The following is a 21,247-nucleotide window of genomic DNA, read 5'->3' on the forward strand; positions in this document are numbered from 1 at the left end:
CTGCTGTGTTACTCACTCAGCCTAGCAACCCGCACAAGAGCGCATGATACAGAGAGAAGATTTTCTGCGTAAGATAGAATCGAACATTAGCCAGCATGGCTACCATGTAACCATAGTTACAGGTAGTGAACTACCCCGGTTTGCCTATACAATTGGTTGTAAAGAAACCTTGGGTTCGGAATTCGTTTTTGCCGGCGGTGAAAACTATTCTCAATTCGATATCAGTGAAATTTTTAATGAAACAGCGTCAACTGCCAAGAAAGAATCCGATTGGCATAATTTGTCTGTAAGCATCGCATCGTTGGGTAGTTTTTCTGTTGTCCAAGCCGATAAGTCTTGGAGTAAATTGCTCACACTAGGCGTGTTCGATTATTATAACCAAACTGAAATTCAGGTTTGGCAAATTTTGCCAGATGCTAATCATCGCACGCTGGACGTGCCTGATATGTCAAAGAATTTTGAAGTTTCTGCACAACCAATCTGGCAGTGGCTATCTCGAAAGTGGAATTACCCCGTTCCGAGCGGTTCGATGGCGGTTACTAATTTGGCTGTGCTTTTTGGAGAAAGAGCTATTGAAGCAACAAGATGGGAAAAGGATGGGTGGGAAATATTTTCAGGAGCCGGCCCCGATACGCCAAAAGAGGAAATGCGTATTGTTCCGTTAGGGCTACTAATTGGAATTGATAAATCTTTGGAGCCAGTAGTCCATCTAGAAATTGGCAAAGGATTGTGGCGAGATAGTGATGGACTTGAATGGAATAATTGGGAGTAGCCTTGTAAATGTCGCCCCTGGCGCGGCCCCCGACACGCCCCGTCGCGGTGGGGGCGCAACTGCAGTCCTCACCGCCGGGCCTGGGCTTCGAGGTAGGCTTTCAGGCCGAAGTCGTGGTTGTAGAGGGTGACGCCGGGCGCGTGAACGATGAAGGCCACAATGGCCGCCGAATGGCCGCGCGTGGGCCGGCTCAGCTCGAAGCCGATGCCGTCGAAGGGCGCGTCGAGGAGGGAGCGGGGCTCTTCGGTGCCGAGCTGCAGGTTGAAGGCTTTGTCGTGGCGCGGGTAGAGGGGGGCAATGTCGGCCACCGGCGAGCCGATGTGCAGGCCGTTGGCCAGCTGAAAGGCCGGCGAGGTGGTGCGGATGAGCTGCACGGTGCGGGCCTTGGAGCTGGGCGCGGCCCCGGCCGGGCGGGCCCAATACACGTCGAGCTGGCTGGGTCGGTTGCCGGCCACGGTTTCCTTGCCCACCCAGGTGTTCCACGACTCGCCCAGGGCCCCTTCGGTGTGGGTGGGCGGCCCGAGGGCGGCCAGGGATTTGAGCGGGTCGGTGCCAATGGCCACGGTGCCGATGCTGCGGCCGGGTACCACCAGGTAGCGCGGGCCGGGCGTGGCCAGCACGGCCGCACTGGTGAGTAGCAGAATGGGGAGGAAGTGCATGGCCGGCGGAAGTTTGGGGTGGGAATCCGTGAAAAACGCCGGTTTATACGCAAACCGGCTTCACGCGGGCTACTGGTCAGCGGCCTCGGGAATCCCTGAAGCTGGCGCGGGTTTCGCACCGGGTCCCTGGTGTCGTGTCGGTGGGGAGGCAGCCCGCCGCCTGGGACGAACGGTTGTGGTCTTCGCTGCCTTGCAACCAATCAGCCCCTGGCCAGCCTCAATAGAGTCGGTCGGTTTTTTTGAAGTATTCATACGCGTAGAATTACTGCGTAAAACCGTCCATTCACACACATTTTATGATGAAAATCTGGTTACTGGGTACTGTGCTGTGGGGAGGAGTAGGGCTGCCGGGCTATGGACAAGGGCGCGACACGGCGTTTGCGGTGCATAAGTTGTTTGTGCAGCGCCGGCACGGCAGCGACGGCTTGCTGGCCGCGGCCGGCGAAATGGTGAGCTCAAGCACCGTGGCCGGCGCGGTGAGCGGGCTGGCGGTGGGCGCTGCCCCCGCCGCCGTGGGGCTCAGCCAGGCCAATCGGTACAGCGCCGCGCGGGAGGCGGCTATCCTGAGCAGCTACGCCAACGGCTGGCCCATTCCGGCTGATGTGCGCCGGAAACTGCGCCGCAAGCATTTTCACCGCACCAAGGCCGACGTGCTGCTGGGCCGCTAAAGTCCGGTTGCCTCGCCGGGCGGCATCAGCGGCGGGGCACAAGTGGGACTACTCCGTGGTTTTGCCGTCGAATTTGGTTTCGTGCTGCTCGGCTTCCCGCTTGGTGGCCCGCACCACGCCGTCCTGGTGCTGGGGGGCGGCGAAAATAGTGTAGAGCTTCAGGGCCCTGGTGGGGCTGGTGTTGATGACGTTGTGCACGGACCCGGCCGGTGCAATCACCGCGTCGCCGTCGCGCACCAGGTATTCGTGGCCGTCGACGACGCACTTGCCCGTGCCTTCTTCGAAGCGGAAGAACTGGTCGGCGTTGGCGTGGGTTTCGCTGCCGATTTCCTCGCCGGGCTGCAGGCTCATGAGCACCAGCTGCAGGTGCTGGCCGGTGTAGCGCACGTGGCGGAAGTCGCGGTTGGCGCGGGTGTCCTGTTCGATGTTGCTTTTGAAGCCGTGCTTGCTGGGGGGCGGGGTGCGGAGCACCGCGTTGCGGACGGGAGGAGCGGGCGGGATGCCACCGGTTTCGGCGGTTTTGTGCTGGTCGGAATCGGCGATGCACGCCGACAGAAAAGCCAGCAGCAGGGCGGGTGCGAGGGCGGAAGGTTTCATGGGGCCAGGCAATTGAGGGATGAAGTTTTCTCAATATGCGTTTTGCCCGATGCTATGGGTATGCGCGGGCTCAGAAAAGCACCTGATTTTGCTCAGGCAGCGGGGCCGGAGCCGATGGGTCAGCCCTCCGCCCGCAGCACCTCCAGCGGCGAGCGGCGCAGCACGTCGCGGCTGTTGAACAGCCCGATGCCCGCCGTGAGCACCGTCACCAGCCCCGCCAGCCCCAGCAGCGGCAGCACCGCCGGCCCGAAGCTGGCCTCGAACACCCACACGGCCAGTGCCCAGGCCGCCAGCACCGCCAGCCCGATGCCGGCCAGCGCCGCCAGCAGCCCCAGCAGCCCATATTCTACCAGCGTGATGCGCAGAATCTGGGCCCGGCTGGCGCCCAGCGTGCGCAGCAGCACGCTTTCGCGCACGCGCTGGTAGCGGCTGATGACCACCGAGCTGCTGAGCACCAGCAAGCCGGTGAGGATGCTGAAACCCGCCATGAAACGAATCACGAAGGAGATTTTGTCGATGATGTCGTTCAAGGTGGTCAGAATCAGGCCCAGGTCGATGGCCGACACGTTGGGAAATTGCTGCACCAGTTGCTGCTGCACCGTGGCCAGCGCGGCGTTGTTGGGCGTGTGCGTGAGCACCACCTGAAACTGCGGCGCGCCCTCCAGCACCCCGGCCGGGAAGATGACCAAGAAGCTGGGCTGCACCCGGCTGCGGTCAATCTCGCGCGTGCCGCCGATGATGGTGCGCTGCGGCAGGCCCTGCACGTTGAAATCGAGCGTATCGCCGAGGTGAAGCTTGGCGCGTTCCAAATAGCCGCTCTCCACGGAGATGCGCGGGATTTTGTCGGGGCCGATGACGGGCGCGGTGCCGGCCACGAGCTTTTCGGAGGAGTTCAGCGAGTCGCGGTACGTCACGCGGTACTCGCGGGTGAGGGCCCAGGCGGGGATGCCGCGGGCGGTGTCCTTTTTGATGACGGACACGGAGGTGCCGTTGATGGCCGTCAGGCGCATCGTCACGATGGGCACGCGCTGGAGCACGGGCAGCTGCTGGGCCGTGAGCAGGGCCTCCACGCCGGCGCGCTGCTCGGGCTGAATGTCGAACAGCACGAGGTTGGCGGCCGATTTCTGCTCCGCAATCTGCACCCGGCCCAGCAGCATGGCCTGAGTGAGAAAGAGTGTGGCCAGCAGAAACGTGCCCAACCCGATGGACGTGACCAGCGTCAGCGTCTGGTTCTGGGGGCGGTACAGATTGGCCAGGCCCTGCCGCCACACGTAGCCCCAGCCGGCGGGGAAAAAGCGCCGCACGGCCCCCATCAGCAACCGGCCCAGCCCGGCCAGCGCCCCGAAGGCCGCCAGCAGCCCCGCCCCGAAGCCCAGCGTGAGCTTCCAGTCGCGCGTCTGGCCATAGGCGAAGGCGAGGATGAATAAGCCAATCACGCCCAGCACCACGCCCCGCACCGGGTCGGGCCCGGCCGTATCGTCTTCAAACGCCGTGCGCAGCACCCGCAGCGGCGACACCCGCCGGATGCTCAGCAGCGGCAGCAGCGCAAACAGCACCGCCATCAGCAGCCCCGTGAGCAGCCCCGTGCCGATGGCGCCCCACGAGACGCTCACCGTGATATCAACGGGCAGAAAGTCGCCCAGCACGCGCGGCAGCAGCGTTTGCACGGCCGCCCCCAGGGCCGCGCCCAGCACCGCGCCGATGAAGCCGAGGCCGGCTGTTTGAATCAAATAAATCAGTAAGGCTTGCCGGCCGCTGGCGCCCAGGCAGCGCAACACGGCCACGGCGGCCAGCTTTTCGCGCACGTAGAGGTTCACGGCGCTGGCCACGCCCACGCAGCCCAGCAGCAGCGCCACGAAGGCCACCAGGCCGAGGTAACGGGTGAGGTCGGCGAAGGCGCGGCCGGTGCTGCGCTGGCGCTCGGCCACGGTGTCGGTATCAATGTCGGCCGCATCCAGCCGGGCCTGCAGGGTTTTGACGGTGGCCGCCACGTCGGCGCCCGGCGCAAATTGGTAGCTGCGGGTGTAGCGCACGCGGCTGCCGCGCTGCACCAGCCCGGTGGCCGTCACTTCTTTCAAAGGCAAAAACACCGTAGGCGCCACCGCCGAGGTAATGCCCGACTGCCCCGGCGTCTTCAGCACCCGCCCGATGATGGGCAACACCACGTTGCCCACTTGCACCGAATCCCCGATTTTGGCCCCGAACTGCGTCAGCAGCACATCATCAACCAGCGCGCCAGGGGCGGCCGTGGTATCAGCGAAACGGGCAGCAGCGCTCTTGGGCTCCGTCTCCCAGGCACCATAGAAAAAGCCGCCGTCGCGGGCCCGCACCTGGGCCAGCCGGGTACCGCGGCCCGGCCGGAACTGCACCAGCGAGGCAAACGACACTTCCTGCGTGCGGGCCGTGCCGAGGTTTTTCAGCGCCGGTTCCAGCTTGGCATCGAAGGGCTGATTGGCGCTCAGCACGAGGTCGGCCCCGAGCAACTCCCGCGCCTGCGCATTGATACTGCGGGCCAGGTTGTCGCCGAAGGAATTGATGCCCACCAGCGCCGCAATGCCCAACACGATGCTGGCCATGAAGAGCAGCAGCCGTGCCCGGCTGCGGCGGCTGTCGCGCCACGCCATGCGGAACAGCCAGGAGGTAGAGGTGCGGGAGGCGGGCAGGGGAGGAGTCGTCACGAAAGGAAAGGAATAGGAATACAGGTGGCTAACATGAACCAAGACGGAAAAGAAGCCGGCACATTTTAAGCGGCTTAGCAGCATCTTGCGCCTACTACCTCGTCGCTCATCATGCCCCGCAACCAGTACTTACGCCAAATGACTACACAAGTGAGCCGCTCCGTGGGTAAATCAGGCAACGGTGACTGGCGGCGACGGTATTGGCTGAGAATGATTTTGGGGGTTAGTTGGCTGATGCTAAATGCCTGCAAAACCGCTATGCCAGCCGCACCAGAAGCCAGTGCGGAACAGACGTTGCCCACGACTGCACATCTGGTGGAGCGCACTTTAACGGTCCACGGCAGGGTCTGCCATCCCGGCGATTCAACTCGTGGGTTTCCGGGCCTCGATGTCGTTTTCAGAAGCCTAAGTTCTGATTCCGTTCTGGAAAGCCGAACCAGCACCACCAACGCAAAGGGCGAATACCATTTAGCCGTGACCGAAAGACCACTGTATCAGGTGGCGCTGATGATACACGGAGTCACCCTTGAGCTGCTGGAAGTGTCGCTTCGCCACGCAGGTATTGACTCGCTTGGCGTGGTGCAGAATTTCTATCTCAGCTATGATGAAGTAGAAGAGGAAGAGATGCCGATGTATCAAACTTTTTTTGCTGTAAACCAAGCCACGCTAAAACCAGCGTTTTTGCCTCGGGTAGACTACTTCATTAAGCGGTTTAAGGATGCTGATGCTGATAGTCTCGCCGTAATCGTCGAAGGCCATGCCGAGCCAGGGGAAGTCCCCAGTGGCTACCTCAACCGCGAGCAATACCTAATAGGCATTGGGTGGGAGCGAGCCAGAGCAACCTGCGCCTATCTGGAAAAAAATGGAATTCCCGGCAACAAGCTATTTATGGTGAGCTACGGCGCGCAGCGGCCGGCGGCATACAATCACTCCCCTGAAGAGCGACAACTGAACCGGCGGGTCGAATTGAAATTTTCGTGGCTGAACGATATTTATAAATACCGGAATGGTCGTTTCGCTAAGTCATTTGGCGGCCGGGTTTCTCCCTATCTAAAATCAACTTCACCAGGTAAAAAAACTGATGGCAGCAAGCCGACTCCGACGTTTCGACAGCCAAATCTGAAAAGAGGGCATACTAAACAATAATGCAATGACTGCTGGCTTGCGGCTATTTCTTCTGCTGATTTAACGCGCCAACTCCTCCACCACCTTGCCGCCGCGAAGCCGCAGCGTGCGCTGGGTTTTGGCGGCCAGTTCCAAATCGTGCGTCACGAGCACCAGCGTGGTGCCGGCTTCGCGGTTGAGGTCAAATAATAAATTCACCACCCGTTCGCTGGTATCGGGGTCAAGGTTGCCGGTGGGCTCGTCGGCGAAGAGCACGGCGGGGCGGTTGGCGAAGGCGCGGGCCAGGCTCACGCGTTGCTGCTCGCCGCCCGAAAGCTGGGCCGGGTAGTGGCCGGCGCGGGCGGCCAAGCCCACGCGGTCGAGCAGGTCGAGGGCCGTTTTGGTGGCGCCGCGCTGGCCGCGCAGCTCCAGCGGCACCAGCACGTTTTCGAGGGCCGTGAGGGTAGGCAGCAATTGGAAATTCTGGAAGATGAAGCCGACGTGCTCGTTGCGCACGGCGGCGCGCTGGTCTTCGCTCAGGTCATCGAGCTGAATGCCGTTGACCCACACGCTGCCCGAGGTGGCGCGGTCGAGGCCGGCGCAGAGGCCCAGCAGCGTGGTTTTGCCCGAGCCCGAGGGCCCGACGATGGCGAAGGTGTCGCCGGCCTGCAGGTCGAAGCTGACGGCGTGGAGCACCGTGAGCGGCTGGCTGGCGCTGGGGTAGGTTTTAGTGAGATTATCGACGCGGAGAATGGACATTTCGTTGGGGTAGTAGGGGAAAGGGGGGAGGTGGGTAGAAGGTGAAAAGGCTGTCATCCTGAGCGCAGCCGAAGCATCTCTATCGCGGGAGTAATCAAAACAAAATGTTTGCGTTGCGCAGTAGAGATGCTTCGGCTGCGCTCAGCCTGACGTGCCTTCGATGGGTGCTTTCCAAATACCAAGCCCGCACCGCACAACCGCGCCACCACTCGTTCGTTACCCAAGACGTTGAAACCTGTTGGATGTTTTCCCGCTTTAAGGTTTCATGCTCCAACTGCCGCTTATGAAATTCCTGAACCTGTCCTTTGCCACCCTGTTCGGCCTCGCCCTGGCCGCCTGCAATTCCAACTCCACCCCTGAAACCGCCCAGGCGCCGGCCGCCGCTACTACCACCGCCGCCACGAGTACACCGCCCGGCACGGCCACGGGCAAAAAGCGCCTGCTGTTCTTCGGCAACAGCCTCACGGCCGGCTACGGTGTGGAGCCCGAACAAGCCTTTGCCGGCCTCATCGGCCAGAAAATCGATTCCCTCAAGCTGCCTTACGTAGTCATAAACGCCGGCCTGAGCGGCGAAACCACCGCCGGCGGCCGCAGCCGCGTGGGCTGGATTCTCAAGCAGCCGGTCGATGTATTCGTGCTGGAGCTGGGCGGCAACGACGGCCTCCGCGGCCTGCCCCTCTCGGCCACCCGCGAAAACCTCCAGGGCATCATCGATACGGTGCGCCGCCGCAGCCCCGGCGCCCAAATCGTGCTGGCCGGCATGCAGATTCCACCCAACCTGGGCCAAGCCTACGCCAACGACTTCAAAGCCATCTACCAGGACATTGCCACCCGAAACAAGCTGGTCCTCATTCCCTTTCTGCTCGAAGGCGTGGGCGGCGACCGGACGCTGAACCAAGCCGATGGCATTCATCCTACGCCCGCCGGGCACCGCATTGTGGCCCGCACGGTGTGGGCGGTGCTGCGGCCGTTGCTGAAGTAGCGCAGACTTTGTAGTCCGCGTTTCAGTGTATTTAAAGTCGCCCGGATTTTCGCCGGGGACGCGGACTACAAAGTCCGCGCTACTATATCACCCGCAGGCCGTCGGTGTTCACCTCGTCGCGCAGCAGCTCCAGGTTGCGGTAGGCGAGGGGGCGGCCGGCGTCGGTGCTGAGGTTGGGGAGGGGCGCGCGGGCGGCGTCGAGGGTGAGCTGGGTCAGCTTATGCGTGCCGAGGTAAATGGCCACGGGACGTCCCTGGCGGGCGTCGTGGGCCGCCAAAGCGTGGTCGATTTCGGCTAATATCGTGCTCATGAGCTAAAAGTGAGCTAAAAACGGGGCGGAAATATAACGAGGTTTTTCAACATCGAAAAATAGGCCGCCAACATCTGCCGCGCCCGTGCCCCGGCCCGGCGGCCGCGCCTACCTTTGCCCCATGACAACTGCTGTACCTGCTGCGCCTGCCGCCGCGGCGGCCCTGGCGGCCCGGCCCATTGGCATGTTCGACTCCGGCATCGGCGGCCTCACGGTAGCGCGGGCGGTGGCCCGGCGCCTGCCCCACGAACGCATCGTGTACTTCGGCGACACCGCCCACCTGCCCTACGGCGACAAAAGCGCCGCTGCTATCCAGGCTTATTCCGTCAAAATCTGCGACCTGCTGCTGCGCCAGCATTGTAAGCTAATTGTCATCGCCTGCAACTCGGCTTCGGCCGCGGCTTATGAGCTGGTGCGTGAGTACGTGGGCAGCAAAGCCCGGGTGCTGAGCGTAATAGACCCCATTGTGGCGCACCTGGGCCGGGCCTATGCCGGCCGCCGCGTGGGCCTCATCGGCACGAAGCAGACGGTAAATTCCAACGTGTACAAGAAGAAAGTCGACGACCTCGACGCGGGCGTCGACCTGCAGTCGCTGGCCACCCCGCTGCTGGTGCCCATGATTGAGGAAGGCTTTTTCCGAAATGCCATTTCCGACGACATCATCGGCACCTACCTCGGCAACGCCGCCCTGGCCGACATCGACGCGCTGGTGCTGGCCTGCACGCACTACCCGCTCATCAAGGAGCAGATTGCGCGCTACTACGCCGGCCGCGTGGATGTGCTGGACGCTTCCGACGTGGTGGCCGCCGAGGCCGAGGCCTACCTGGCCGCGCACGGGCTGCTGGCGCCGGCTGCGGCCACGCCACCGGCCCACCACTTCTACGTATCCGATTTCACCCGCTCGTTTGAGGAAAGCACGCGCATTTTCTTCGAGCAGGAAGTGCATCTGGAACACTACCCGCTGTGGGAGTAAACGCGGGCAACCAATTGGGCTGGTGCAGGGTCATCATTCCGTAACTTTCCGGCACCTGCCGTCGCCTATCTTTGCGGCACACCGCTTTTCATCACTTCTTCATTTTTCATATTACCGTTCACTTTTACTCCTTCTTTGTATGAAACAATTCTTCGCTGGCAGGCTGCTTAAGTGCCTGATGTTTTTGGCGTGCTTATGGCCTTTGGTGGGTTCGGCCGCGCCTTTCACCCCCGGTAACCTCGTGGTAGTGCGTGTAGGCGACGGCGGCGCGACGGCCTTGTCGACGTCGGCGGCTCCCACTTTCCTATTGGAATACACTCCGGCCGGCGTGCTGGTGCAAACCATCGCCCTGCCCACGGCCGCAGCCGGCAACAACAGCATTCTGACCAACACCGGGTCTTCGGGCTCCGACGCCCTGCTGACCCGCTCGGTGAACGGTGCTTACCTGATACTGACCGGCTACGACGCTGCCGTAGGTACCGCGACCCTGGCCGGCACTACCTCCGCCGCCAACAACCGCATCATCGGCCGCATCGCCGCCGACGGCACCTTCGACACCAGCACCCGTCTGAGCGACGGCTTCAGCGGGGGCAACATCCGCTCGGCTGCCTCCGTGGACGGCACTACCTTTTACGCCGTGGGCTCGACGGGCGGCGTGCGCTACGCGCCCCTGGGCAACCCGGCTTCCGGCACCAGCACGGTGATTACGGCCGTGCCTTCCAACAACCGGGGCGTGGGCATTTACGGCGGCAACTTGTACGTATCCTCGTCGACCACTACTGGCGGCAACTTTTTGGGCATCTCCCAAGTAGGCACCGGCCTGCCCACCACCACCGGCCAAACCAGCACCCCGCTGCCTGGCTTCCCCACGGCCTCCGGCCCCAGCGCCTACGGCTTCTATTTTGCCGACCTGAGCACGACCGTAGCCGGTCTGGACGTGGTATACGTGGCGGACGACCGCACTACCGTAGACGGTGGGGTGCAGAAGTGGAGCCTAGTAAGCGGCACCTGGACCTACAACGGCGTCATCACCGGCGCCACGGCTACTACGGCCGGCCCGGGCCTGCGCGGCCTGAACGGCAGCACGAGCGGTACCACCGTTTCGTTGGCCACCAGCAGCAGCACCAGCCTGTACTTAATCACCGACAACGCCGGCTACAACGCTGCGCCCAGCACCACAGCCCTGCCTACGGCCATTGCCACCTCCGGCACCAACGCCAACTTCCGCGGGGTAACCTTCGCCCCGGTGGCCGCCACAGCTGCGCCCACCATCACGAGCTTCACGCCCACCAGCGGCGCGGCCGGTGCTACCGTTACCGTCACCGGCACTGACTTCACGGGCGCCACGGCTGTGACGCTCAACGGCGTGGCCATCACCGGCTTCACGGTGGTGAACGCCACAACCATCACCTTCACCGTGCCCGCTACGGGTGCGACCAGCGGCACCATCGCCGTGACTACGCCCGGCGGCACGGCCACCAGCACCGGCACCTTCACCGTGACGCCGGCCGCTTCGGCGCCCACCATCACGAGCCTGAGCCCGGCTACGGCTGTGGCCGGCGGCGCAGCCTTCACGCTCACCGTTACCGGCACGGGCTTCGTGGCGGGTTCGGTGGTGAATTTCGGCACCACGGCCCTCACTACTACGTTTGTATCGGCTACGTCGCTCACGGCGGCCGTGCCGGCCAGCGCCATTGCCACGGCCGGTACTTATAGCGTAACGGTGGCCAACCCCGCCGCCAGCGGTGGCACCTCGGCCGCCAGCACCTTCACGGTGACGGCGGCTGTGGCCGTGCCCACCATCACGAGCTTCACGCCCACCAGCGGCGCGGCCGGCGCTACCGTAACCATCACGGGTACTAACCTGACTGGTGCTACAGGCCTGACGCTGAACGGCGTGGCCATCACCGGCTTCACGGTGGTGAACGCCACGACCATTACCTTCACCGTGCCCGCCACCGGCGCAACCAGCGGCACCATCGCCGTGACCACGCCCGGCGGCACGGCCACCAGCACCGGCACCTTCACCGTAACGCCCGCTGCCGTGACGCCCACGATTACGCAGCTCGCACCTGGTGTGCAAGTAGTTGGTGGCGGCGCCATGACGTTTGTGATTACGGGAACGGGCTTCACGCCGACTTCCACCGTGAGCTTCAACGGCGTTTCTTACCCGCAGACCACCAGCACGGCCACCAGCATTGAGGCCCTGATTCCGGCCACGGCCTTCACCACGGTGGGTTCTTTCCCCGTTACGGTGACGAACTCGGCCGGTACGTCTAACGCCTTCACCTTCACGGTGAACAACGTGAGCACGCCCGGCGCTTTCGAAGATTTCGAAACCGGTACCAAAACGGGGTATGCCGCGGCCTCGGTCACCCTGGCCAGCGGCTCCTGGACCTTCTCCGATGCGCTAATTGGCACGGCTTTCAATGACCGCGCCAACGGCCTGAAATCGGCGCGTATCCGCGTGGGCTTCATCCGCATGGACTTCGACAAGCCCACCGGTGCCGGTACGGTTATCGTGAACGCCGGTACGTTCGGCGTCGACACGGGAGCCAGCTTCATCCTGGAGAAATCGACCGACGGCGGGGTGACCTTCACCACGGTGCCCGGCGCTCCGGCCACCCTTACCAACGTCATTACTCCCTACACCTTCACGGTGAACCAGGCCGGCAACGTGCGTTTCCGCATCACCAGCACGTCGACCGCCACCACTTCGCGCATCAACATCGACGACATCTCGATTTCGAACTACACGGCCCCGGCTGCACCCACCATCACCAGCTTCACGCCCACCACGGGCGGCCCTGGCACCACGGTGACGGTGACCGGCACCAACTTCACAGGAGCTACGGCCGTGCGCATCGGCAGCTTCACCGTGACGAACTACACGGTGGTGAACGGCACGACCATCACGTTTGTGGTGCCCGGCGGCACGGGCAGCGTAGCCGGCCTCATCACGGTGGTGACGCCCGGCGGCACGGCCACCAGCACCGCTACCTTCAACTTGGTGTCGGCCGTAGCGGCCAGCCAGGCCCTGCCCGGCCTCACGGTGTTCCCGAACCCCGCTACCGACCGCGTGACGCTGACCCTGCCCGGCTCGGGCGCTGCCACGGTGGCCCTGCGCGACCTGGCTGGCCGCCTGCTGCTGGCCCCCGCCACGCTGGGTGCCAACAAGGAAGTGGTGCTGCCGGCCGGCCTGGCCGCTGGCGTGTATGTGCTCGAAGTGCGTCAGGGCGAAGTATTCGCCGTGCGCCGCATCGTGAAAAACTAATTGCTGACCTCGGGCTAGGCCCGATAGAAGCCGTGAAAAAGCCCCCGCCAATGCGGGGGCTTTTTTTTGTTGCCTGTTACGTGGGCGCATGATGAAAATGAGGGTGCGCAGCGGTGCTGCTTTCGGGAACGATTGCGCAAGTAAATGTGGCCAAGGGCTTGGCTGGCGCATAAACCCGTCGGACTTTTAGTGGCCCTTAACTACTCCAAGGCTGTTGTTGCATGAACTCCTCTGCCCCCGAACAACCCACGCGCCCTTCCTTTGTGCCCGACGGCCGGGCCGAATGGGAAACCACCGGCCCCGGCGTGCGCCGCAAGGTGCTGGCCCACGGCCCCGACCTGATGCTCACACGGGTGGCCTTCGGGGCTGGGGCCGTGGGAGCCGTGCACAACCACCCGCACGCCCAGCTGAGCTATGTGGAAAGCGGCGCGTTCGACTACACCATTGCCGAAGAAACGCAGACCCTGCGCGCCGGCGACAGCTGCTACGTGCCGCCGCTGGCCTGGCACGGCGTGGTGTGCCTCGAAGCCGGCGTGCTGGTCGATGCCTTCACGCCCCAACGCGACGACTTTCTGGCGTAAGCCGCTATCTGCTTTTTACCAATGAAAACAACTGCGCTGCGCCTGCTGGGGCTGCTGATACTGCTGTTGCTGGGCCTGTGCCTGCGCCCGGCTTTGGCCCAAACCGTGACGGTGGCTCCGGACGGCTCCGGCAACTTCCGCACCATTCAGGAGGCCATCAACAGCCTGCCGGCCACGGCCGCCAAGCCGCGCACGGTGCTCATCAAAAACGGGACTTACCGCGAGAAGGTCTACATCGATGGCAAGGCCAACGTTGTGCTCAAAGGGCAAAGCGAGAAGGGCGTGGTACTGACCTACGCGCAGGCCCGCGACCAGTGGCTGTGCGGCCCCGACGCCAAGGCCGGCGACTGGGGCGTGGCCACGCTCAACCTGCGCAACTGCCCCGACCTCACCCTCGAAACCCTAAGCGTCGTCAACAGCTACGGTTTCGGTGCCGCCGGTGATGTCACCATCGATTGCCCCACCGCGCCCGACGGCCACAAAACCGTGCGCAAAACCAGTCACCAGATGGCCCTGCGCGCGCTGCCCGGCGCCACGCGGCTCATCGTGCGGCACTGCACGTTCCGGGCGCTGGGCGGCGACACGGTGAGCCCCTGGGACACGGAAGCCGGTGCCTACTATTTTAAGGACTGCACCATGGAAGGTGGCGTGGATTTCTACTGCCCGCGCGGCTGGGCCTACGCCGAAAACTGCCGCTTCGTCTGCCACAGCCAGGAAGCCGCCATCTGGCACGACGGCTCGGGCAGCCGCGACTCTAAAACGGTGCTCCGCAACTGCACTTTCACGGGCGACGACGGCTTCAAGCTGGGCCGGTTTCACCGGGAGGCGCAGTTTTACCTGGTCAACTGCCAGTTTGCGAAGAACATGGCCAATGCCGATATTTACCACGCCGCCTCAGGGCCCGGGCCGAAACAGTGGGGCCGCCGCGTGTACTACGCGGGCTGCCACCGCCAGGGCGGCGACTACGCCTGGATGAAGGACAACCTCGCCACCGCCGAGGGCGCCCCCAAGCCCCAGGACCTGACGCCCGCCTGGACTTTCGGCGGCCGCTGGAACCCGCTGACGGGCGCCGTAGCCGCTGCGCCCGCCGCCCCAGCGGCGCCAACCGATACCATTGCCGACAACATGCTGCTCTACCAGCGCTCCGTGGGCGGCTGGCCCAAGGCGCTGGGCGAAGTGAAAATTAACTACGCGACGCGCCTGAGCGCCGGGGCCCGCGCCGGCCTCATCGACAGCAAAAACCAAAACGACGCCACCATCGATAACGACGCGACGACCCGCGAAATCCACTACCTGCTCAAGGCCTACCAGCAAACGCACAACCCGGCCTACCGCCAGGGCGCCGAAAACGGCATTCGCTACCTGCTGAAAATGCAGTACGCCAACGGCGGCTTTCCGCAGTTTTACCCCGACCTGAGCGGGTACCGGCGCGAAATCACCTTCAACGACGACGCCATGGTGCGGGCCCTGACCGTGCTGCGCCGCGTGGCCCGGCGGGAAGAACGGTACGCCGTGGTCGACCCCGAACTGGTACCGCTGGCCAAAGCCGCCGTGGCCCGCGGCGTCGACTGCATCCTGAAAACGCAGGTGGTGCAAAACGGCCGCTCCACCGCCTGGTGCGCCCAATACGACGAAGTGAGCCTGCTGCCCGCCAAAGCCCGCGCCTTCGAGCTGCCTTCGCTCAGTGGGGCCGAGTCGGTGGGCATCGTGCGCTTTTTGATGGACGAGCCCGCCACGCCCGCCGTGAAAGCCGCCATTGAGGGCGCCGTGGCGTGGTTTGGGCAGGTGAAAATGACGGGCTTCGCGCTGAAGGAAGTGGCCGCACCGCAGGAAAAAAGCCACCGCGACCGGGTGATAGTGCCCCAGCCGGGCGCGGTGCTGTGGGCCCGCTTCTACGAGTTGGGCACGAACCGGCCCATTTACGTGGGCCGCGACAGCCAGGTGCACTACCAACTCAGCGAGATTGAAAATGAGCGCCGGGCCGGCTACATCTACGCCAGCACCTGGCCCGCCGAGCTAATCGAAAAAGAATATCCGGCCTGGCAAAAGCGGGCGGAGGGTTCCAAATAGAAGGCCAGGAAGCGCAGTCTAAGAGAATCATTTTGAACGTCATGCTTCGGCTGCGCTCAGCATGACGTTCTTCTGCGGTTGTTCTGTCTAGTGTTTTGCTAACACTCAGAGCTTCTCTTCGAGCCACAGAAACCCGGCGGCCAGCAGAAACAGCCCAAAAAACCACCCGGCCGGCCACGGCTGCGCCACCGTTTCGGCTGCCACGCTTGCTGGCGCGGCAGCGGATTTCTGTTGCGCCAGGGCCAGCCGGCGCGCCTGTTGCTCCGGCCCGGCCCAGGCGGTGGCGGGGTACACGTAGAAGCGGTGCGTGGTACGGCCCGGTCCGGTCACCTGGTGCCAACCCGTGGTCAGGGGCCAGAATTGCGCCGTGCTCCACTCGGGCAAGCGGGTGTCCTGCCGCAGGGCCAGGCGAACCGTGGGGCCGCCGGACACTACCCGCACCTGGGGCAGCGCTTGCGGGAAAGCCGCGGCCAAGTGAAGCGTAAGGGGCTGACCGGGCCGCGGCCACCGGGTGCCGGTGCGCCAGGCTGCCACGGTGGCCGCAGGCGGGCGGGCCGCCGCCAGCAGCCGGTTCCAGAACGAGCGGTAGAGCGCGGCGCGCCCCTGCAAGCCCCATTGGCAGGTTTCGGGCACCATCGATACCACCACAAGTCCCAGCCCAACCCGCCGGCTGGCAGCGGCCAACGCCTGGCTCGGGCCGCTAGCTAAGGGGCGCAATGCCGCAGCCGGCCGCAGCTGCGCGGGCAGCGGGGCCCGGGCTTCGGCAGGCGCCCCGGGCCAGGTGAGGGGCTGCGCGGTGGCTTGCGCTGCTGCCCGCGGTACCACGGCAAAACTGGCCCGGCCGGGCACGGCCCGGGGCAGCGCTGCTACTTCGGCCACCACCACCAGGCCCAGCCGCCCGCCACTGGTGGCTGCCTGCAACGCGATGGTTTCGGCCGCCGTTAGCGCCGCCAAGGTAGCGGCATCGGCCACCACAATGGCGTAGCGCGCCAACAGAGCCGGCGTGAGGCGGTCGAGGGGCGTGGCGGGGAGGTTCGTGAAATCGGTTTGAACCAAGCCCCGGCTCACGCTGGTGCGCAGGGCCGTCGGGTAATGGGCTTCGGCGAGGGAGCTTTTGAGGTATTTAAACTCAAAGGAGGGCGTGGCCGTGAGCAGCAGCACGGCGGGCAGCGTCGGGGTGGTCACTTCTACCGGCACCGGCTCGGCGGCCAGCAGTTGGCCGGCTTGGCGCAGTTGCAGCTCATACACTGTCAGGCCCGCCGTTTTAGGCTGAAAGTGCAGGTGGAAAGCGCCCCCGCCCGCGGGCACCCGCACCGAATCGCGCACCGCGCCCGCTGCCCGCAGGCACACCCAGGCCGGAGCCGCCGCTTTCGGTACCAGAGCCGACCCTTCCACTTCCAGCACCTCACCCAGCTCCACCTGCTCCTGCCAGAAAGCCGACCGGAAGCCCGCCGCAACCGCCGCAGGATGCCACCAAATGGGCACTGCGCCCAGCACGGGCAGCTCTGCCGCACTCAGCCCCCGCCCCATAAGGTGCAGGCCCCGCAGCGCCGGCCGCTGCTCCGCCAGCGTCAGCAAAGAGTTCAGCGAGTGCGCCCTGGTCGTTGTTGGTAAACCCCCGTAATTCCAGACCGGCGTGCCCGCACCCAGCCGGCGCAGCAGCTGGCGAAGGGTATCGGGCGAGTAGTTTTCGGTGAGCAGAATGGCCTGGCCCCGAGCCGCCGCCACCTGGCGGCTGGGCGGAAACGCGCTGAACCACAGGGCCCCTGCAGCCACCAGCCCCAACAGCGCCCGGGCCACCCGCCGGCGCTGGCCGCGCCAGGCCAACGCCAGTAGTCCCAGCCCCAACAGCCCACAAAAAGCCAGCAGAACGAAATAGGCGGTCGGATGCGGAAGGGTGGCAGGCATGCTAGCGGCTTAATTCCTGGAAATAATGGCGACCCAAACGGTCGGGGCCAGCGGCCGAAACCGGCGTGGGGTCCGGAGCCGCCAGCAGGTCGGTGAGGGCGCGCTCCACGGGCGGGCGGCACTCGGCGCAGGCCAGGCGGCCGGCGCGCACGTCGGCCACCAGCTGGCGCAGGGCCTTTAAAGCCGGTAAGTACACGCCCGGCCGCTGCAGGGCGGCCCCGGCCAGCACCGCGCCGGCCTGGTCGAGCAGCTGAGCATCGGCGGGCTTAGTGGGGGCGCCGGGCGCCCGGGCCGCCAGCCAGTGCAACGCCGCCCGCACGGCCGGCTGCGTGACCGGGGCGGCCACCTGCTGCTGGCGGTGGGGCACGGCCGCGCCGGCCAACTCGCCGGTGAGGCGCACGGTGGCCTCGGGCAGGGGCGGGGGCGTGAAACCGGCTTTCTTCACGAACACGCGGGTTTGCTGCTGCACCTCCTTCAGCAGGCGCAGGGCGCGGTACTCGTAGGGGCGGGCCGCCGCCAGTTGGCCGGTGCGCAGGCGCAGCTCGGCCGCCCACATCTGGTCGAGCACGGCGCGCAGCTTAGCCTTCACGGCGGGCTCCAGGAAATCGGCCGTTTCGGAATCGTCGTGCTTGTGGATGTAGGGCTCCATCAGGGCATCGGTTTCGGCCGTGGGCGAGGTTTTGGCGGGCGAAGTGGCCGGGGCTGCGTGGTCATGCTCGTCGTGCTCCGGCGCTTCGGCGGTGGGGGAGGCGGGGGCGTCTTCATCCTCCGCAATGGGCGCACGTGGCGCCTGCGCCCCAATTCCGGCCTCGGCTTCTTCGCCCATAAACTTGCCGTAGCGCAGGCGCAGCGTCTGCTGGTCGAATCCCAGAGCATTGGCCCGATTGGCCACGGTGGCGGCGTCCAGCCGGGGCTTTTCGGCGATGAGCTTTTCGGTGTCGATGATAATCTGGCGCTGGCTGCGGAAGTAGGCGGGGGCCACTTTCACGCCCATGCCCAGGTCGGCGGGGCTGTCGGCCACGGCCGTGTCCTGCCACTGCACCAGGTAGGCATCGGTGCGCGCGGTGTGGCCGGCGTTGTCGCGGGCCGTGAGGTAGAAATACAGTTCGTCGCCATACGTGAGCCCCAGGTGGGGCAGGCTGAGGGCGCTACGCAGGCTGGTTTGCGCACTGCCGCTGCTGAGCGCCGCCGTCAGGTTGCGCCGCACTTCGTGAAATTTCACGGCCTCGCCCTGGCCTTGAGCCACGGTTATCACCAGCTCGGCGTGGCTCAGGCCGTAGTCGTCGTGCGCGGTGGCTCGTATGGCCACTTCGGGCTGCTGGCCGTAGGCGGGCACTAGGGTGTAGGGCTTGGGGGTTTGGATGCGCAACACCGGCGCCTGGTCGGCACGCACGTCGATGGCGTAGTCATCCGACACCGTGGCTTGGAAGCGTAAGCGGTACAGCGTTGAAGACTTGAGTATCAGTTCGGTGAAAAAAGTGCCGCGCTGCCCGGCTACTGGCTGCAGGGGGCGTTGTTGGCGGCCAATTTCCAGCAGCGGCACGGCCTTGTCGGAGCCGCTGGTTTGCACCTGCCAGCGCACGCGCGAGCCTTCCGGGCATTGGAATGATGCCTGGGTGGGCGCAAAGGCCGCCAGGCGGGTGTAGGCGGGCGGGGTCACCAGCAGCCGGGTTTCGATGATGCGCGCGGGCATCGTGCCCTTGGCGGCCGGGACCTGCGCCGGGAAATGCACCGCTACCGATTGCGGCACGCCCGGCGCCGGGCGCACCGGCCACCACCACACGGCCGCGGCCGCCAGCAGCAAAAGCAACGTTGTCCAGCCTGAAACGCGAAACGAAACCGGCAGCGCCAGCTTGTCAGCGTTCTGCAGCTCCTGCAGCCGCCGCGCCACCCGCTGCTGCTGCAGCTGCTCCAGCAAATTCAAGTCTTCGGCATTGCGCCAGAGCAGGCCGGTGCTGTCTTCCAGTTCGGGAAACTGCCGGTCGAGCCGGGCCGCCACCGTGCCCGCCCGCAGCTGCCCAAGCGGCCACAGCAGCCAGCCGGTCGCCATCAGCCCCAGCACTGCGAAGCCAAAGATGATATTCTGTGCCGCCGGCCAGCGATGCCCCAGCAGCCCCAGCAGCAGGCCCGCCGCCACGGCCGGCGCCAGCACGGCCAGCGCCCGGCGCCCCGCCCAGCTACGCCGCACGGCCCGCAGTTGTACCTGCGCCGAGGCGATGGATGATGCCGGCGAATGGCTGATAGTTTGGCTCATGGCGTAGAAATGAGGGACTTGTGTTCCCGGCGGCTGGCCAGCAGGCGTTCGAGGGCAAAAAGCAGCCCCACGGCCAACACCAGCCACGGCCGCAGGTCGTCTGCCTGATAGTTTTTCGTGGTAGCCGCCTTGCTATTCGGCCGGTCCGACTGCCGGACAGGCAGTTGCGCCAAGTCGATGATGCGCTTGTCCTGCGCTGCAAGCGCCGGGTTGTCGGGAGCCAGCCCGGTACCATCAGCGGCGGCCGGATGCAGCAGGGCCAGCAGGCGGCCGGGCAGCGCGGGGTTGTCGGCCAGGGTGCTCCAGGTCGGGTCCAGGCGCGTATGCAGCCGGTAGAAAGCGCCCGCGCCGAACGTGCGGCGCGACAATACCGCCCGGCCCTGTCCATCGACCCACACGGGAATGCTGCCGGGCGCGGCCGGCTCGCCGCCGCGCCGAATGATGGATGCTGGCGTTTCGGCCGCGGCTAGGGGCACCAGCCGCGCTTCGTCGGGCACGCCCGGTCCAGAGGCTTCCTGCCACACCTGGCTCCCGCGTTGCACCGCCGTGCGCCATTTGGCAGGCAAGGGCTCCTCCGAAAGCCAGAACAACCACTGCGCCCGCGCATCAGTCGGCGGAGTATCAGTTAGTTCGATAACCGGGCTCGAAGCTAGGCCCGCCGCCGCTGCCCGAATGGCTGCCCGCAGGTAGCGGGCATCCTGGGCGAAAGCCGGAGTGGTGTAAATAAGGGCCGTCAGGGGCGGAGCAACCTCAACCGCCGGGGCTGTCTTGGTAGCTGTGTCGGGAGCTGCCGCCACCAGTTTCGAGGTGCTGTCAGGGCCCGGCTGCAGGCGCATAGGCAGTACGCCCGCCACGCGGAGCAACTGGCTGGGCTTAGGCCTAGCAGCGGCTTTGCGGGAAAAGGTGGTTTGCGTTTCCGTGCTCCGGCCAATGAGCACGTGCAGGCTGTCGCCACGCGCATCAATTTCCTGCACCCAGGTGGCCGGGGTGGCGCCGGGCAGCGTTTGCCAGGTAATGCCGGCCCGAAGCGGCGGGTGCGCCCCCTGCAAGCCCGCCAGCGTAGCCGGCGTCAGCACATAAAGCGGCTGCCCCGCAAACGCCGCCGCCGCCTGCTGCACGCGGACCCAGCCAAAGCCTGCTGCCCGTGAGCCGACGCTCAGCAGGCGGGCGCTGTCACGCGGCCCCACGGCATTGGCCCGCCACGCGGCACCCGACATCTTCGGAAAGCCCGCCGCCAGCCAGCGCAGCCCGTAGCCGCGCGCCCGCAACGAGTCGATGCCCGGCCGCAGGGACCCCAGGGCCGGGTTACTTAGCACCTCGGGGCTCAGCAGCACCTGTCCGCGCCCCGCCGGCAGTGCCCGCCGCCACACCGGCCCGGCCACCGCCACGGCCAGCACCGCCAGCAGCGCCGCCCGCAACAGCAGCAGCCCAAGGTGCTCCAGCTGCAGGTTGCGCAGGCGGCGGTTGGCGCCCGCGGCCAGCCAGCGCAGGCTGCCCACGGCTACCTCGCGGCCCGGCCGGCGGTTCCAGAGATGAATGGCCACCGGCACCATTAAGCCCAGAAGGGCCAGCAGCGCGGCAGGGTTAAGCAGAGCGAACAATAGCTGGCGAAATCAGAATTGGGAGAACAAACGGAAAAATAGCGGCTAGGTGGCTTT

16 protein-coding genes are annotated in these 21,247 nt (G+C 65.3%); 8 read left to right on the forward strand and 8 right to left on the reverse strand.

The features are described from left to right. Positions 1 to 43: 43 nt before the first annotated feature. Entirely contained in the window at positions 44 to 772 is a 729-nt protein-coding gene (locus Q4S41_RS16925) for a DUF4262 domain-containing protein (RefSeq protein WP_305032314.1), read from the forward strand. A 68-nt stretch (positions 773 to 840) separates the two neighbouring features. Here the strand turns inward: Q4S41_RS16925 and Q4S41_RS16930 are convergent, their stop codons facing one another. Then, positions 841 to 1,431 (reverse strand): hypothetical protein, encoded by a 591-nt coding sequence (locus Q4S41_RS16930; RefSeq protein ID WP_305032315.1) that lies wholly within the window; start codon positions 1,429 to 1,431, stop codon positions 841 to 843. Positions 1,432 to 1,727: 296 nt separating this feature from the next. On the opposite strand from Q4S41_RS16930, the gene Q4S41_RS16935 reads away from it, so the two are divergent. Continuing rightward, the gene (locus Q4S41_RS16935; RefSeq protein ID WP_305032316.1) at positions 1,728 to 2,099 is read left to right on the forward strand and encodes a hypothetical protein; all 372 of its coding nucleotides are present in this window, start codon (positions 1,728 to 1,730) and stop codon (positions 2,097 to 2,099) included. Positions 2,100 to 2,147: 48 nt separating this feature from the next. On the opposite strand, the gene Q4S41_RS16940 is transcribed toward Q4S41_RS16935, so the two are convergent. Together Q4S41_RS16940 and Q4S41_RS16945 are read right to left on the reverse strand one after the other, a co-directional pair. Beyond that, on the reverse strand, positions 2,148 to 2,696 hold the full coding sequence (locus Q4S41_RS16940; protein ID WP_305032317.1) for a cupin domain-containing protein: 549 nt from the start codon (positions 2,694 to 2,696) through the stop codon (positions 2,148 to 2,150). A gap of 119 nt (positions 2,697 to 2,815) precedes the next feature. Continuing rightward, entirely contained in the window at positions 2,816 to 5,320 is a 2,505-nt protein-coding gene (locus tag Q4S41_RS16945; protein WP_305032532.1) for an ABC transporter permease, read from the reverse strand. Positions 5,321 to 5,485: 165 nt separating this feature from the next. On the opposite strand from Q4S41_RS16945, the gene Q4S41_RS16950 reads away from it, so the two are divergent. After that, positions 5,486 to 6,520 (forward strand): OmpA family protein, encoded by a 1,035-nt coding sequence (locus tag Q4S41_RS16950; protein WP_305032318.1) that lies wholly within the window; start codon positions 5,486 to 5,488, stop codon positions 6,518 to 6,520. A gap of 39 nt (positions 6,521 to 6,559) precedes the next feature. Here the strand turns inward: Q4S41_RS16950 and Q4S41_RS16955 are convergent, their stop codons facing one another. Next, entirely contained in the window at positions 6,560 to 7,237 is a 678-nt protein-coding gene (locus Q4S41_RS16955) for an ABC transporter ATP-binding protein (protein ID WP_305032319.1), read from the reverse strand. Between the two features lie 283 nt (positions 7,238 to 7,520). On the opposite strand from Q4S41_RS16955, the gene Q4S41_RS16960 reads away from it, so the two are divergent. Next, complete coding sequence (locus Q4S41_RS16960; protein ID WP_305032320.1) at positions 7,521 to 8,219, forward strand: arylesterase; 699 nt, start codon at positions 7,521 to 7,523, stop codon at positions 8,217 to 8,219. A gap of 82 nt (positions 8,220 to 8,301) precedes the next feature. Here the strand turns inward: Q4S41_RS16960 and Q4S41_RS16965 are convergent, their stop codons facing one another. Then, positions 8,302 to 8,529 (reverse strand): hypothetical protein, encoded by a 228-nt coding sequence (locus Q4S41_RS16965; protein ID WP_305032321.1) that lies wholly within the window; start codon positions 8,527 to 8,529, stop codon positions 8,302 to 8,304. A gap of 121 nt (positions 8,530 to 8,650) precedes the next feature. Between Q4S41_RS16965 and murI the strand changes: the two genes are divergently transcribed. The 4 genes from murI (at position 8,651) to pelA (ending at position 15,427) form a co-directional block, all read left to right on the forward strand. Next, positions 8,651 to 9,502: a glutamate racemase gene (gene murI, locus Q4S41_RS16970; protein ID WP_305032322.1), complete on the forward strand. Its 852-nt coding sequence runs from the start codon at positions 8,651 to 8,653 to the stop codon at positions 9,500 to 9,502. A gap of 139 nt (positions 9,503 to 9,641) precedes the next feature. Next, a complete protein-coding gene (locus tag Q4S41_RS16975; protein WP_305032323.1) occupies positions 9,642 to 12,776 on the forward strand; it encodes an IPT/TIG domain-containing protein in 3,135 nt (1,044 codons plus the stop codon). Positions 12,777 to 12,997: 221 nt separating this feature from the next. Continuing rightward, positions 12,998 to 13,357 (forward strand): cupin domain-containing protein, encoded by a 360-nt coding sequence (locus Q4S41_RS16980; protein ID WP_305032324.1) that lies wholly within the window; start codon positions 12,998 to 13,000, stop codon positions 13,355 to 13,357. A 21-nt stretch (positions 13,358 to 13,378) separates the two neighbouring features. After that, entirely contained in the window at positions 13,379 to 15,427 is a 2,049-nt protein-coding gene (gene pelA, locus Q4S41_RS16985) for a pectate lyase (protein WP_305032325.1), read from the forward strand. A 105-nt stretch (positions 15,428 to 15,532) separates the two neighbouring features. Here pelA and Q4S41_RS16990 read toward each other — a convergent pair whose 3' ends face one another. From Q4S41_RS16990 to Q4S41_RS17000, 3 genes are read right to left on the reverse strand one after another with little or no spacing between them, the layout of a single operon-like run. Further along, complete coding sequence (locus tag Q4S41_RS16990) at positions 15,533 to 17,335, reverse strand: hypothetical protein (protein ID WP_305032326.1); 1,803 nt, start codon at positions 17,333 to 17,335, stop codon at positions 15,533 to 15,535. A 1-nt stretch (position 17,336) separates the two neighbouring features. Continuing rightward, the gene (locus Q4S41_RS16995) at positions 17,337 to 19,589 is read right to left on the reverse strand and encodes a hypothetical protein (RefSeq protein WP_305032327.1); all 2,253 of its coding nucleotides are present in this window, start codon (positions 19,587 to 19,589) and stop codon (positions 17,337 to 17,339) included. Next, positions 19,586 to 21,190: a BatA domain-containing protein gene (locus Q4S41_RS17000; protein WP_305032328.1), complete on the reverse strand. Its 1,605-nt coding sequence runs from the start codon at positions 21,188 to 21,190 to the stop codon at positions 19,586 to 19,588. The genes Q4S41_RS16995 and Q4S41_RS17000 overlap by 4 nt, the downstream gene beginning before the upstream one ends. Positions 21,191 to 21,247 lie beyond the last annotated feature (57 nt).

The organism is Hymenobacter convexus (assembly GCF_030580955.1).
In the GTDB taxonomy this organism is placed as follows: domain Bacteria; phylum Bacteroidota; class Bacteroidia; order Cytophagales; family Hymenobacteraceae; genus Hymenobacter.